Source organism: Streptococcus sp. 1621 (genome assembly GCF_013276615.1).
Lineage (GTDB): Bacteria > Bacillota > Bacilli > Lactobacillales > Streptococcaceae > Streptococcus.
Window position 1 is genome coordinate 75371 of sequence record NZ_VMLJ01000034.1, and the last position, 14530, is coordinate 89900.

General features: G+C 38.9%; 13 protein-coding genes. 5 read left to right on the forward strand and 8 right to left on the reverse strand.

Annotation, left to right across the window (positions count from 1 at the left end; genetic code table 11):
- Positions 1–23 precede the first annotated feature (23 nt).
- The 5 genes from HT697_RS07955 to HT697_RS07975 all read right to left on the reverse strand — a co-directional run bounded on the left by HT697_RS07955 (position 24) and on the right by HT697_RS07975 (position 5335).
- Positions 24–1220 carry an argininosuccinate synthase gene (locus tag HT697_RS07955; RefSeq protein WP_000031919.1) on the reverse strand — a complete coding sequence of 399 codons (1197 nt, stop codon included), beginning with the start codon at positions 1218–1220 and terminating at the stop codon, positions 24–26.
- 16 nt (positions 1221–1236) lie between these two features.
- On the reverse strand, positions 1237–2043 hold the full coding sequence (locus HT697_RS07960) for an ABC transporter substrate-binding protein (protein WP_001038474.1): 807 nt from the start codon (positions 2041–2043) through the stop codon (positions 1237–1239).
- Positions 2044–2249: 206 nt separating this feature from the next.
- The gene (locus HT697_RS07965) at positions 2250–2891 is read right to left on the reverse strand and encodes an ABC transporter ATP-binding protein (RefSeq protein ID WP_173262840.1); all 642 of its coding nucleotides are present in this window, start codon (positions 2889–2891) and stop codon (positions 2250–2252) included.
- Positions 2888–4996: a bacteriocin-associated integral membrane family protein gene (locus HT697_RS07970; protein WP_173262843.1), complete on the reverse strand. Its 2109-nt coding sequence runs from the start codon at positions 4994–4996 to the stop codon at positions 2888–2890. Before HT697_RS07970 ends, HT697_RS07965 begins: the two co-directional genes overlap by 4 nt.
- A gap of 54 nt (positions 4997–5050) precedes the next feature.
- A complete protein-coding gene (locus HT697_RS07975) occupies positions 5051–5335 on the reverse strand; it encodes a lactococcin 972 family bacteriocin (RefSeq protein ID WP_050242664.1) in 285 nt (94 codons plus the stop codon).
- 382 nt (positions 5336–5717) lie between these two features.
- Between HT697_RS07975 and HT697_RS07980 the strand changes: the two genes are divergently transcribed.
- Positions 5718–6608 (forward strand): helix-turn-helix transcriptional regulator, encoded by an 891-nt coding sequence (locus HT697_RS07980; protein ID WP_001268180.1) that lies wholly within the window; start codon positions 5718–5720, stop codon positions 6606–6608.
- Between the two features lie 442 nt (positions 6609–7050).
- On the opposite strand, the gene HT697_RS07985 is transcribed toward HT697_RS07980, so the two are convergent.
- Complete coding sequence (locus tag HT697_RS07985; RefSeq protein ID WP_001108794.1) at positions 7051–7638, reverse strand: hypothetical protein; 588 nt, start codon at positions 7636–7638, stop codon at positions 7051–7053.
- Between the two features lie 926 nt (positions 7639–8564).
- Here HT697_RS07985 and HT697_RS07990 point away from each other — a divergent pair.
- Entirely contained in the window at positions 8565–9416 is an 852-nt protein-coding gene (locus HT697_RS07990; protein WP_173219433.1) for a helix-turn-helix transcriptional regulator, read from the forward strand.
- A gap of 36 nt (positions 9417–9452) precedes the next feature.
- On the opposite strand, the gene HT697_RS07995 is transcribed toward HT697_RS07990, so the two are convergent.
- Positions 9453–10073, reverse strand: a complete 621-nt coding sequence (locus tag HT697_RS07995) for a LysM domain-containing protein (RefSeq protein WP_173253413.1) — start codon at positions 10071–10073, stop codon at positions 9453–9455.
- Between the two features lie 241 nt (positions 10074–10314).
- On the opposite strand from HT697_RS07995, the gene sdaAB reads away from it, so the two are divergent.
- The 3 genes from sdaAB to HT697_RS08010 are packed head-to-tail and all read left to right on the forward strand — an operon-like array spanning position 10315 to position 12521.
- Positions 10315–10986, forward strand: coding sequence for an L-serine ammonia-lyase, iron-sulfur-dependent subunit beta (sdaAB, locus tag HT697_RS08000; RefSeq protein ID WP_020899976.1), 672 nt, complete (start codon positions 10315–10317; stop codon positions 10984–10986).
- Positions 10987–10994: 8 nt separating this feature from the next.
- On the forward strand, positions 10995–11867 hold the full coding sequence (sdaAA, locus tag HT697_RS08005; RefSeq protein ID WP_049509903.1) for an L-serine ammonia-lyase, iron-sulfur-dependent, subunit alpha: 873 nt from the start codon (positions 10995–10997) through the stop codon (positions 11865–11867).
- Positions 11868–11888: 21 nt separating this feature from the next.
- A complete protein-coding gene (locus tag HT697_RS08010) occupies positions 11889–12521 on the forward strand; it encodes an HAD family hydrolase (RefSeq protein ID WP_173262846.1) in 633 nt (210 codons plus the stop codon).
- 107 nt (positions 12522–12628) lie between these two features.
- On the opposite strand, the gene HT697_RS08015 is transcribed toward HT697_RS08010, so the two are convergent.
- Entirely contained in the window at positions 12629–14479 is a 1851-nt protein-coding gene (locus tag HT697_RS08015; protein ID WP_173262849.1) for a nucleoside-diphosphate sugar epimerase/dehydratase, read from the reverse strand.
- Positions 14480–14530: the final 51 nt, after the last annotated feature.

Below are 14530 nucleotides of genomic sequence, written 5' to 3' on the forward strand. Positions count from 1 at the left end.
ATCCACCTCTCTAGTCAATCGCCCTATTTGGCGCTTTTTTGAACCTCAGAATGAACCTTGGTTGGAAGTCCCCACAACTTAATAAAGCCAACAGCCGCATCTTGGTCAAAGGTATCCGCACTAGTATACGTCGCCAAATTTTCATCGTAAAGAGAATTTGGTGATTTCCGAGCCACGACCTGAGCGCTTCCCTTATAGAGTTTAACTTTTGCAGTCCCATTGACAACTTTTTGAGTCTCTTTAATATAAGCAATCAAGGCTTGCGTAGCCGGACTAAACCACAAAGCATTATAAATGAGATTTGATAATTCATTTTCTATAATTGGTTTAAAATGAGCCACTTCTCTCACAAGCGTCAAATCCTCAATTTCCTTATGAGCTGTCAGCAAGGTCACTGCACCTGGACACTCATAGATCTCTCTTGATTTAATCCCAACCAAACGATTTTCCACGTGGTCAATCCGTCCGACCCCATGTTTTCCAGCTATTTCATTGAGTTTTTGAATTAAATCTGCCAATTTTATCTCTTCTCCATTGAGGGAAACTGGAACACCTTCACTAAACTCAATCTCAATGTATTCTGGCGTATCTGGAGCTTGCTCTGGAGAAGTTGTGATGCCAAAGGCTTCTTCTGGAGCCTGATTCCATGGATTTTCCAAAATACCACACTCATTGGCACGTCCCCAAAGATTTTGGTCGACAGAGTAGGGATTGTCAAGGTTAGCAGGAACAGGTACCCCATTTTCCTTAGCATAATGAATTTCTTCCTCCCGAGACCATTTCCATTCACGAACTGGCGCAACCACTTTTAAATTGGGATCCAAGGCTGCAATCGATACTTCAAAACGCACTTGGTCATTCCCCTTACCTGTACAACCATGAGCAATTGTAGTCGCTCCTGTCTGATGCGCTATTTCAACCAATTTTTTAGAAATCAGAGGGCGGCTCAAGGCAGATACCAAGGGGTACTTTTGTTCATAGTAGGCATGTGACTGAAGAGCCACTAGCACATAATCTGTAGCAAATTCGTCCTTAACATCAATGACATAAGATTCGACTGCTCCAACCTTAAGAGCCTTATCATGGATGAAATCTAAGTCTTTCCCTTCACCTACATCCATACAAACTGCAACAACATCATAATCTTTCTTTAACCAGGTAATAGCAACTGATGTGTCTAAACCGCCAGAATAGGCCAAAATTACTTTTTCTTTACTCATGTTCTTTTCCTTCTTTCTATTTTTCAATGGACGCTTTAAAGGCATCCTCAATGAGTTTGTCTAATTCTCCAGACTCCTTCAACTTTTGAATGGTTTTATCGACTGCCTCTTTTAATTCCTTGCTATCTTTTTTCATGGCGACCGCGTAGGAATCATCTTGCTCTTTTTCAAAATTGAGGTCTGCGATTGCTAAATCAGGATTATTTTCCACAAATCCCTTGGCAACTGGTTCTTCAAAGATAACGGCATCCACTTGTCCTGATTTTAAATCTGTAATTAAATTCCCATTTTTAGGCAGAGATACGAGGGATGAATTTTGTAGCAAATCTTTCGCCATCGTTTCTTGAATCGAACCTTTCTGCGCTCCAACCTTTTTCTGCGCCAAGTCATTTACAGACTGATAAGTGGCCAAGTCAGATTTTTTGACAATGAGCTTATTTTTTGCAGTATAGTAGGGAGTTGAAAAATCGAACACCTTGCTCCGTTCATCTGTCTTAGAAACACCAGATATGGCAAGATCGGCTTTTCCTGATTGAACACTAGCCAGTACATTGTCAAAACTCATGGGAGATAGTTCCAATTCGACACCTAGTTCTGTTGCGATAGCCTTGGCTAATTCGATATCTGAACCCACAATCTGATTTTTCCCATCAACCACTTTTTGGTATTCAAATGGAGCAAAATCTGGATTGAGGGCTACAACCAATTTTCCTTTGGACTTGATGGCTTCAATTCCAGCCGATTGATTGTTACTACAAGCAAATAGTAGGGGGAGCATCACTAAACCAAACATCGTCATCAACACCTTCTTCATCTTATTCATAACAAAGCCTCCTTTATGTTTATTCTTTTTTGTTGTATAAATAATACTCCTATACTCATCCTTTGTCAAGCCTAAATTGAAAAAATTTTCAATTTGAAACAAAAAAACCTAGAAATACTACATAAAAATGTCATTTCTAGGCGTATTTATGCTATTTCTCTCTGGAAAACATGAGTATTCAGTCAGTCAAAAGGAGCTGAACGAACTCATTTCCCCTCGCCCAATTCAATGATCCGATGACATTGTTGGGCTACATAAGCATCGTGGGTCACAATAATAACTGTTTTCCCTTCTCGATTCATCTCTAAGAGAAACTTCAAGACCAAATCTCTATTTTCAGGGTCCAGCGAACCTGTAGGTTCATCGGCTAAAATCAGCTGGCTGGGTTTTAAGATGGCTCTAGCAACTGCAATTCGTTGTTGTTCGCCACCAGACAACTCGGAGACCTTTTGATGCAAAGTAGCTGACAAACTTACTCTCTCTAAAATCTCTTCCACCTTTTTGAGCTTGTCTTTCTTAGACAATTTCACATATTTCAGCGCCAGCATGAGATTGTACTCGACCGTTTCATCATCAATCAGGGCAAAATTTTGAAATAGATAAGAGATATGTTCACGGATTATTGTTTGCGACTTAGCAGAATTGACCGCTAGATTTGTCTGACCAAAAATCTCATACCGTCCGCTGTAATCACCATCTATCAAACCCAATAAATTTAACAAGGTCGACTTACCACTGCCACTCTTGCCAACAATGGCTACCAAATCCCCCTGATCAATCCTGAGAGATAAGTTATCCAAAATCACTTTTCCCCCAATGGTTTTGGTAATATTTTCCAACTCAATCATAAGATGCCCCCTTTCAATAACTCTACTAGACTTCTTTTCTCCATCCTAGAAGCCAAGCCTAGCACAAATAGTATATCCAAACATGTAAAGCCTGCAAACAGCAGGAGTGGCAAGAGCGCATGGGCAAAGAAAATCAAGACTAGAAGAGGCAGACTATAGCCCAGCAAGAGCAGAACGAGGAGAGGACGATAGCGATCGACCAGTTTCCACCCCATAAACTTCTTGGTAATGATATCCCTGCGCTTCAACAAGAAAGTAGTAACGAGTAAAAAGTAGGAAATCATCATGCTAAGGAGACCAAACAAAGCAAAGAGTATATTAAGATTTCGAACTGCATCTCGATAAGAATCCACTTTCTCTTGTTGAATGGCTTGAATCGATGAAAATTTTAAATAATTCCCATCTGATAATTTCTCAACTAACTCCGTAATCACTTTTTGATTTTGTTCTGTATTTTCAACTTTCATCGGGTTGTTTAAACCTGTCGTTGACAAGCGAGTCTTTTCTTCCCACATCATGTCTTGATCATTTACTAGACTAATGATTGGATTGTGGAGATTTTCCTTTCGCTCATTATTATAAGGGAAGAAAGACCAATCTCCTTCATAGTAGGCAATTTCTACATCCATATCTTCTATTGTTTGCTTTTGCTGATCTTCATACCTCAGAGAAAGATAGGCGATGGATTTTCCCAAGAATTGATTCTTGCCTTCTTGTCCTTTGTCACTGGCTGGCATCAAAATAACTTTTTTAGTGCCGGTATCTGGTAACTTGAATCCCTTGCTCTTTAGAAAATTGCTATTAGCATAGTAAACATCTACCTTATCAGGCAGTTGGTAGTTCTGCACTTGTTCAGCTTTGATGACTGGTTTGATAGGAAGACTCGCACTTCGCACATAGTTTATTTGTGTTTTTGCTAGCAAGTCTTGATAAAATTGGTAGAAATAATCTGTAGATTTCCCTGACCCTGCTAGCTCTTCTTGCCACAGATTATCATTGAGTTTGAAGGTTTCCAAGGTCAGGTAATTTCCTTGGCTTACCCACTGTTGCTGATAAGCAAGTTCTTTGTTTTCTTGTTCTAGACTTCTGCCCACCCCAATCAGTAAGGCCGTCAGTAAAATAGTTGTCCCTATTTTCATCACATAATTGAAGATGAGACCAAGTTTGACAGATGAAAAACCTTTCAACATGGAACTGACTGTCATTTTCTGAATCATCAGGTAGGTCAGCCAACTGATGAACAAATATAACTGTAAAAGCAGAAATTGGGATAAGAGTAAACTTGGGAACAGAAGTTTTGGCCTGTAGTCCAGCACTAAAAATAGTCCCAAGTCAATGACAAGACTTCCACCCAAGAGAAGATAAAAATTAGTCTTTACAAAACCAGCTAAAATCGCCCCGCTTTGAAAACCAAGTAACTTTTGAACCCCCACTCGTTTCATCTCCATCATCGGCTGATAAACTGTTACTAACACAAGAAGTAAAATAGCCAAGACAAAAACAATGGCAGATAAAAGCAAATCTCGATTTATGACTTCCACTGCACTTTTATAGGTAGGCTCTAGCAAGGTAGCCTGGTCTATCTTGAAAAAATCGCTCCATTTCTGTACAATCCTATCCTTATCCATCTCTTGTGTAGAAGTTATCGTATAGCGACCATTTAAACTACGAGATGTATCCTTGATATAGGTTTGAAAAGTTATAAGCTGAATAGGCTTGGCTTTTAGAAAGGTCGGTATCGTATCAAGTTTATTAGAAATTTCTTTATTACTGTAGACTCCTTCACCATCTGTGGTAAAATCAAGAGAAGAAATCCCAAACTCTTGGTAGGGGAAGGTATCTTTATCAAAAACACCAGACTTGATTACCTCATCACCACTGTCTGTTTTGATGATGGAGACTTTGTACTCCTTTGATACATCCTCAAAAAATCGAAGAACAGACGCTGCAGGTTCGTTAATATCTTTCAAATACAAATCCAAAGAATCTACAGTCTTTCCCATTTCCCGAATCCGAACCGCTTCACGTGTGTAGTTTACATTAAAAACAAAAAAAGTGGTACACAGCAACAGCAGAAACATACAAAGATGACTGATTTTTTTCATAAAAGTACCTCCACTAAAGTTCTCCCTCTCCTAATAGAAGAGGGAGAATTTCACTTAAAATCCATAGAAATATTCCATTCCTGTTGGTGGAATTTGATTAAGGGCAGCTTTAGCCCAAACCTCGGGATCTTCACGATCCTTAGAGATTCTACCTCCATGCTTAACAGTTGCTGTATGAGATCGAGTAGAATGTAAATAATCAGAATATCCAAAAGTTCCTGTCCAACCTACTCCATAGTTCCATTGACCACCATCAACCCATACTGCTAAAGCATTTGTAGTAGCAAGTATACCACATACCATTAAAGATGCAACACCAATTTTAACTAATTTTCTCATGATTTATTTCTCCTATTATTGAGAGCTGTTCCGTAAAAACAGCTATAGTAATTTATCAACAAGTATCGTAGTCCATTGGACTCACCTTCCTTTCATTTTTACAACTAGCGCATTATATCGGCCAGTTCCATGGGAAAACCGTAGCAATGCTGAATAAGAAAGCAAGAAGAACTAAAAAGCGAAAAACTTTTTTATTCATACTTTTTCCCTCCTATCTGTATTTTGTATCTATAGTATACCTCTTCTTTATTCTATTTTAAAATTAGTTAACTTTTTTCACACATTATTTTAGTTTTCTTTTTTACTATTCCTGTTATTATGATACAATATTTTTAATAGGATTTTATTATTTGTTAACTTTTTTCACGAAAAGGAGAAAATTATGCGTTATGATTTCGGAAAGGTCTATAAAGAAATACGCGAGTCAAAAGGATTGACCCAAGAAGAGGTCTGTGGAAATGTCATCTCAAGAACCAGCCTATCAAAGATTGAAAGCGGCAAGGTAACTCCCAAATATGAAAATATGGAGTTTCTTCTCCGGCAAATCAATATGAGTTTTGAAGAGTTTGACTATATCTGCCATCTCTATCAACCAAGCCAACGAACAGAAATCATGCAAACCTATCTCAATATGAGCTCAATTCTAGGGACTAGTGAACTCGAAAAACTATTTCAAAAATGCCAAAACTATCTCAAGACCCGCCACGACCTACCTATAGAAGAAATCAGGGATATGCTGGAAGTTGTTATTTATCTCCGTCAACATGGGACTGGGGAACTGTCAGATCAAGTGAAACAGACTATCAAAAATCTTTGGGAAAAAATTGAAAAACAAGATACATGGTATGAAAGCGACCTAAAAATCCTCAATACCATCCTTTTCAGCTTTCCCATCGAACACCTCCATCTCATCACTGGAAAAATATTGCAACGCCTAGAAGTCTATAAAAACTACCAACATTTATATGACTTACGAATGGCAATCCTACTCAATCTGTCCACCATTTACTTATACCATCAAGACAAAAACATGTGTCAACAAATCTGCTATACTTTACTAGAGGATGCCAAGAAAAAGAAGCACTACGATAGGCTTGCTATCTGCTATGCCCGTATCGGGATTTGTAGGGATGACGCTAGACTTATCCAAAAAGGTTTCTCACTTCTGGAGCTGACCGAGGAAACTTCTATGCTGTCTCATCTCAAAAAAGAAGTAGAGACCTATTATCAACGGAAGGAAAGAGAAAAGGGCTTAGAAAAAACTAACTTCTAAATAAAACCACACTGTAATTCCAATCTTGAATACAATCAAGTTGAAAGGAATACCCTGTGGTTTTTAAATTTTTGAAGTTTCATAGGTCAGTTTGTTGGATAACGTTATAAGAAAATTCAGGCTCATCAATAGAAATCTTAATCCCCCTACTACTATCTGTTTACCTCTAATATATTCTAATTTTCTTTAATCAGTGCAACCTCTTTTTATTTTTTACTAAATTTTAAGTAGGTGTAAATAAATCCTGCACTGATAGCCAGAGTTGTCCACCACTTAAAATCAATATGCAAAAGTGAAAAGATTAGAAAATTGATGATTAGCGAGGCTAAAATATAAATAATGATTAAAATTTTATTTTTCATAGGAATTGCCTTTCTGAATGGATTCTAGTATTTACAGCTTATCTGTAAAGTTTACAATAAGCCGCTAGGGCAATTGTCTATCAGAATGTCCTTTTATCTGTCAATAATCCTAGAAAATCTTGTCGTTTCAAGTCTGAGAAATGTTTGGTAGAAAGACTTCCTTTTTGAAGTCCATCATCTCTAACCTGCAAATAATAGCTATGTTGGCTTGTTTTAATTGTCAAAAAATCGCCAAATACAAAAAATTTTTTCCAGTTACGAATCTCAAATTCTTTCATCTCTGATTTTGGAATGCGGATAAGGCCTTGTCGCAAATCACGATGATGCTCACTTGTGAAAGTCATCCCATTCCCAATATTTCTTATCAGTAGTTCATCTGGAGTTACCATCACCAACGCTATTTTAGTTAAGAAAATTTCAACTGTTGGTGGTAAAATCGCCAAATCAAACCAAGGATGTAGGTAGCGATAGGCTAAGAAATAATGAGGCTCCTCACCCAATCCTAGTTGTTTATATAAGTCCTTGACCTCACTATCTAACCTCGCTTCAAAAGACACATCCGAATGCTCTTCTTCCTTCCTCTGATTAAAATAACGCATCCAGACTAGGAAACCTATAAAGACTAGGACAAATATTCCTGATAAAAGATATTTTAAATTGTAGTTCATTACTTAACCTCCTGATTCACGACTTAATCTAATCAACATAGGGTAGAGACGACTTATATTATAGTATATTGAGGTTAGAACAAGACGAGTCTGGGACAAAAAGATTTTGATTTTACGAATTCTTTATTATAAGTTTTTAAAATCGATAGATTAGACAAAAAAACGAACAAAATAGAATTATGAGTGCCATATAACTTGTTTTTGTTCGCTTTTTATATTTAAGGTTAGACTTTTGTCCCAGACTCAAATATCTTAATTACGTTGTCTCTTCCTAATTCAATCTACTATAAAATACTTTTCCTACTATATGCGAACTAAGTCCCCTAACAAGAGATAGCATTTAATGCTACTCCTGCTACAACAACAGCTACATTAAATTTAGCTAATTGAGATGAGGTAAATTTAGATTATTAACTTTAGTAAACAAGAAAAATTCTTATTTTTTCTTTTTATCATTGAAAAAATAAAAAATAAAATTTTCAATCATCAGTGTTACAATAACAAGTCCAATTAAATCAGTTAATTTTATCCTCATCCAAAACCAAATAATGTAGGCTAAAACAGTACAAACCGTTACTGTATATTTTATTGTTTTAAATATCTTTCTACCTCCAGTCTATCGGTTATTCTATTCAATCTCTATAAGACCAATTTCAAAATATAATTTTAGCCGCCCTATTATATATTATTTAGGATTCCCCATTGGACTCACTTTCCTTCTTTATTAAAAACAAACTCATCACATCGGCCATCTCCATGGGAAAACCGTAGCAATGCTAAATAAGAAAGCAAGAAGAACTAAAAAGCGAAAAACTTTTTTCACACATTATTTTAGTTTTCTTTTTTACTATTCCTGTTACTATGATACAATATTTTTAATTGGATTTTATTATTTGTTAACTTTTTTCACGAAAAGGAGAAAGCCCATGCGTTATGATTTCGGAAAAGTCTATAAAGAAATACGTGAGTCAAAAGGATTGACCCAAGAAGAGGTCTGTGGGGAGGTTCTCTCAAGAACCAGCTTATCAAAAATTGAAAGTGGCAAGGCAACTCCCAAATATGAAAATATGGAGTTTCTTCTCCGGCAAATCAATATGAGTTTTGAAGAGTTTGACTATATTTGCCATCTCTACCACCCAAGTGAACGATCAACTATCATGCAGACTTTTCTAAAAATGGCTTCTATTAGTGGTACGAGCGACTTAAGTAAATTACTCAAAAAATGTCAACATTATCTAAAAACACATCATGATTTCCCCATCCAGCAGTTACAAGATATGCTCGAAATCGTTATCTACATCCGTGAAAATGGGATAGAAAAATTGTCAAGTAAGGTTGACAACATTGTAAATAGATTATGGGATAAGATTGAGAAACAAGATACTTGGTATGAGAGCGACCTCAAAGTCCTTAATACCATTCTCTTTGCTTTTCCTATAGAGTATATTCATCAGATTACCGAAAAAATTCTCGAACGACTAGAGGTTTATAAACACTATAGTTCTATCTTTCAGCTTCGTATGATGTTACTTCTGAATCTCTCAACTCTTTATCTTTACAATGGTGATAAGTTGCTTTGCAAACAGCTTTGCTACACTCTCTTAGAGGAGGCAAAAGCAAGCAAACAGTATGATACACTTGCGTTTGCCTATATTCGTATCGGCATTTGTGCTAATGATGCTCAGTTAATAGAGAATGGACTCTCCTTAGCTAAACTAGTAGAAGATGAACACTTACTAACAGAGCTAGAGCGTGAAGTTAACATCTTTGTAAACTAAAAAGAAAGCCATTGAGACTTCCTTTTCTATATTTTCTTAATACCAGCCGTTATTAAGCCAGAAGTTTTTAGCGGCTGTCCATGAACCGTAACGTCCTGCAACATAGGCATCTGCTACACGTTCTTGGTTTTCAGCTGAGTAGTCACCGTTCAAGTATGAATCTGTCAATTGGTAACGTCCGATATAACGTCCGTTTGTAGCTGTGTAGCTACCGCCTGATTCTTTTTGTGCAATCCATTCTTTAGCTTCTGCTTCAGATCCGCTGACAGTTGAAGCAACAGTTTCTTCTGCTACTGTTTCGCTTACTGCTGGAGTTTCTTCCTCTACCTCTGTAGTTTCTGCCACTGTAGCTGAAACAGCTTCATCTTGGGCTGCTGGAGCTTCATAAGTCGTTGAAGCTGGGGCTACTGGCGCTGCTGGACCGTCGATAACCAACTCTTGACCAACATAAATCAAATGAACGTTGTCGATGTGGTTGTTTTCTGCCAATTTCTCAACTGTTGTGTTGTGAGTTTCAGCGATTTCTGAAAGTGTATCCCCTTCTTTAACAGTGTAAGTTGATGATTCTTGAGCAGATACAAATGATGGAGCAAATACTGCAAACAAGGCAGCTACTCCTGCAAGAGTTGTTTTAATCTTTTTAGTTGTTGATTTCATATTTGAAAATTCTCCTTCTTTCTATAGTTCTATCATACCCTTTAAATATTACCGTTTCTTGACACTTTTATGTAGAAATATTACAAAATTATTTTTTATTTCCCTAAATAAGGTGTTTTTTGTCATAAAAGATACTATTTTTATGCTATTTGAGGTATTAGAAAGGTTTTCATCTACAATTAAAGCCAAGCCCCTCATTCTTTGATATAATAGAGATAAGAATTTTTATAAGGGGAAACTGATGAAATCACTTCGTTTTCAATCTGTCTTTGATATCATCGGACCAGTTATGATTGGCCCATCTAGTAGCCATACCGCTGGAGCTGTTCGTATTGGGAAGATTGTCTCTTCCATTTTTGATGATACTCCGACAGAAGTCGAATTCCAACTATTTAACTCATTTGCCAAGACCTATCGTGGTCACGGGACAGACCTAGCCCTTGTTGCAGGTATTTTAGGCATGGATACAGATGATCCTGAAATCCCAAACAGCCTGGAAATTGCCCACAAGCGCGGCATCAAGATTGTCTGGACCATTCAGAAAGACAGCAATGCCCCTCACCCAAACACCACTAAAATTACCGTCAAAAATACTCACAAAACCATCAGCGTGACTGGTATTTCTATCGGTGGCGGGAATATTCAGGTAACCGAACTCAATGGCTTTGCCGTCTCTCTCAATATGAATACACCGACTATCATCATTGTTCATCAAGATATTCCAGGCATGATTGCCCTCGTAACAGAGGCCCTTTCACGCTATGGTATCAATATCGCCCAGATGAATGTCACTCGTGAAAAAGCTGGTGAAAAAGCCATTATGATTATCGAAGTTGACAGTCGCAACTGTGATGAGGCTATCGAAGAAATTCGAAAAATCCCTCATCTCCACAATGTCAATTTCTTTAAATAGGAGGAAGCATGTTTTATTCTATCAAAGAATTGGTCGAGCAAGCTGATCTGGACTTTCAAGGAAATGTCGCAGAACTCATGATTACAACAGAGTTTGAATTGACCGGTCGCGAACGTGAAGAAGTCTTCCTTCTCATGGAACGCAATCTGGAAGTCATGAAAGCCTCTGTCCAACTTGGCCTCAATGAAAATAAATCTCGTAGTGGCCTGACAGGTGGAGATGCTGCCAAATTGGATCACTACATCAAAAACGGAAAAACCTTGTCAGATTACACGATTCTCTCAGCTGCCCGAAATGCTATCGCAGTCAATGAACACAATGCCAAAATGGGCTTGGTCTGTGCCACTCCGACCGCAGGAAGCGCTGGCTGTCTGCCCTCAGTTCTAACTGCTGCTATTGAAAAATTAGACCTCAGCCACGAGCAACAGCTGGATTTCCTCTTTGCTGCGGGTGCTTTTGGACTAGTCATCGCAAACAATGCCTCTATCTCAGGTGCTGAGGGTGGGTGCCAGGCCGAGGTTGGTTCGGCCTCCGCTATGAGTGCTGCCGCCTTGACCCTAGCTGCAGGTGGGACACCCTACCAAGCCAGTCAAGCTATTGCCTTTGTCATTAAAAATATGCTGGGCCTCATCTGTGATCCTGTTGCCGGCTTGGTTGAAGTTCCCTGTGTCAAACGCAATGCCATGGGAGCCAGCTTTGCCTTTATCGCAGCAGACATGGCCTTGGCAGGTATCGAATCTAAAATCCCTGTTGATGAAGTGATCGATGCCATGTACCAAGTGGGGTCAAGCATGCCGACTGCCTTTCGTGAAACAGCTGAAGGTGGACTCGCTGCCACCCCTACTGGTCGTCGCTTACAAAAAGAAATTTTCGGAGAATAAGCTTATCAAATAGGAGAAACCATGACCTCTATCACAGCGATTTTTTTCGATCTGGATGGGACCCTCGTTGACAGTTCTATCGGGATTCACAATGCCTTTACCCATACCTTTAAGGAGCTAGGAGTGTCTAGCCCTGATGCCAAAACGATTCGTGGTTTTATGGGGCCGCCCCTCGAAAGTAGTTTTGCGACCTGCCTGCCCAAAGAACAAATTTCTGAGGCTGTGCAGATATACCGATCTTACTACAAGGCAAAAGGTATCCATGAAGCTCAGCTCTTCCCTCAGATTGTAGAATTACTTCAAGAACTATCCAAGAATTACCCTCTTTACATCACCACTACAAAGAATACCCCTACCGCTCAAGACATGACTAAAAACTTGGGAATCCATCATTTCTTTGATGGCATTTATGGTTCCAGCCCTGAAGCCCCCCATAAGGCAGATGTCATTCGCCAAGCCTTGCAGACACATCAACTAGCACCGGAACAAGCCATCATCATCGGAGATACCAAGTTTGATATGCTGGGAGCTCAAGAAACAGGCATTCAGAAATTGGCCGTCACTTGGGGATTTGGAGAGCAAGCAGATTTGCTAAACTATCAGCCTGATTATATCGCCCACAAACCCCTACAAGTTTTAGAGTATTTTCAATAACATAGACTGGGTGACAACTCTATTTCAGAAGAAAATGGAGTAAATCTATACATAACAAAACGCATATTACCAAGGTACTTTGACCTGGTAATATGCGTTTTTCTTTTTTATTCAACGTGGGTTGTTTGATTGGCAAAGGCGATAATGGCTTGCTTCAATTCATCTCCACTGAGAGTTCGGAACTCTTCAATCTTTTGATTGATGACTTCTAGGGGCATGACATTGACCTTACCAACGAAAATCTTATCCATAACCTGATTATCAACCAATTCGGTCGAAACCAAGAGTTCTTCGTAGAGTTTTTCACCTGGACGGATTCCAACTTCAACGATTGGAATTTCGCTCTCAGTGTGACCACTTAGAAGCACCATTTTCTTGGCTAAGTCATAAATCTTGACTGGTTTGCCCATATCAAGGATAAAGACTTCTCCATCCTTGGCATAAGCACCAGCATGGATAACCAGACGGCTAGCTTCTGGAATGGTCATAAAGTAACGGGTCATGCGGAAGTCTGTCACCGTTACAGGCCCACCTTCAGCAATCTGACGTTCAAAGACTGGAATCACACTACCACGGCTACCAAGTACATTCCCAAAACGAACTGCACAGTAGGTTGATTGGCTACGTTGGTTAAAGCCAGTGACAATCAACTCAGCCACGCGCTTGGTTGCTCCCATAACATTGGGTGGATTAACCGCCTTATCTGTTGAAATCATAACCATCTTAGGTACTTTGGCTTCATCAACAGCCTTAGCAACATTGTAGGTTCCACGAATATTATTTTTGAAGGCTTCTTTTGGATTGCGCTCCATCATAGGAACGTGCTTGTGGGCAGCCGCATGATAAACAATAGCCGGCTTGTACTGTTCAAAGACTTGAAAGAGACGGTCATAGTCTTGAATATCGGCAATCACTGGTACATAATCAATCCCTTGGAACTTGCGAATCAATTCATGATAAACAAGGTAGATTGAGTTTTCCCCATGACCGAGCAAGACGATGCGTTCAGGATTGAAGCGACTAACTTGGCGACAGATTTCAGAACCGATTGAGCCACCAGCACCTGTGACTAAGATTGTCTTACCTGTCAGTTCTGCGCCCAGACGCGATTCGTCAAGACGAATTTCCTGACGCCCCAAAAGGTCTGTGATATCAATCTTCTGGAAACCTCCACCTGCTTGGTGAAGTCCCTGAACAACCGTTTCAACCTTAGGCATCTTGTAACATTTGACACCCAGCTTATTACACATCTGCAAGATACGTTCATATTCTGACGGGTCAAGCGACGGAATCGCAACGATAACACGCTCGATTTGATGGCGTTTGGCTAATTCAGGCAATTCATCATATGAACCCAAAACAGGAATCCCACCAAGTTTTTGTCCCTTTTTCTTCGCATCCTTATCCAAAATACCAACAAGTTCTAATTCACTAGTTGGATGTTGGTAACTATCCATAAAGAGAGCTCCACCATCACCAGCACCAATCAAGAAAGTCCGACGGTGTTCTCCATCACCACTTCCCTTTTTGCGTTTAGAGTAGATTAACTGCCAAGTAATCCGTGGCAATAAAATCAAGAACGTACTCAACAAAATAAAGAGAATGATGAAACGGATGGAGAAGAGTGGCAAAAAGGCATAGCAGATACTATATGACAAGACACTGCTGGCAGTCACACCAAAAAAGATTTTCATAAAATCTGTGATCTTGCTGTAGCGACTAATACTAGCATTCAAGCCCCAAAATGCAATCATCAATTGATAAAACAAGAAGGCCAAACTCGTATAGATAATGTAGTCAACAGGTGCTGGATTAATCAAGCCGTAGAATAAGATATAAGATACAATGATGGAAACCACCATACTCAAAATATCAAATATTCCCCAGAAAACCTGTTTTTGTTGTTTATTTAAAATTTCCACCAGATCAATCACATAATCTGTGAGTTTTTTATTCATAGAAATTTACTCCTCCTTAAAAGAGTTGGATGGTTATACTCAATGAAAATC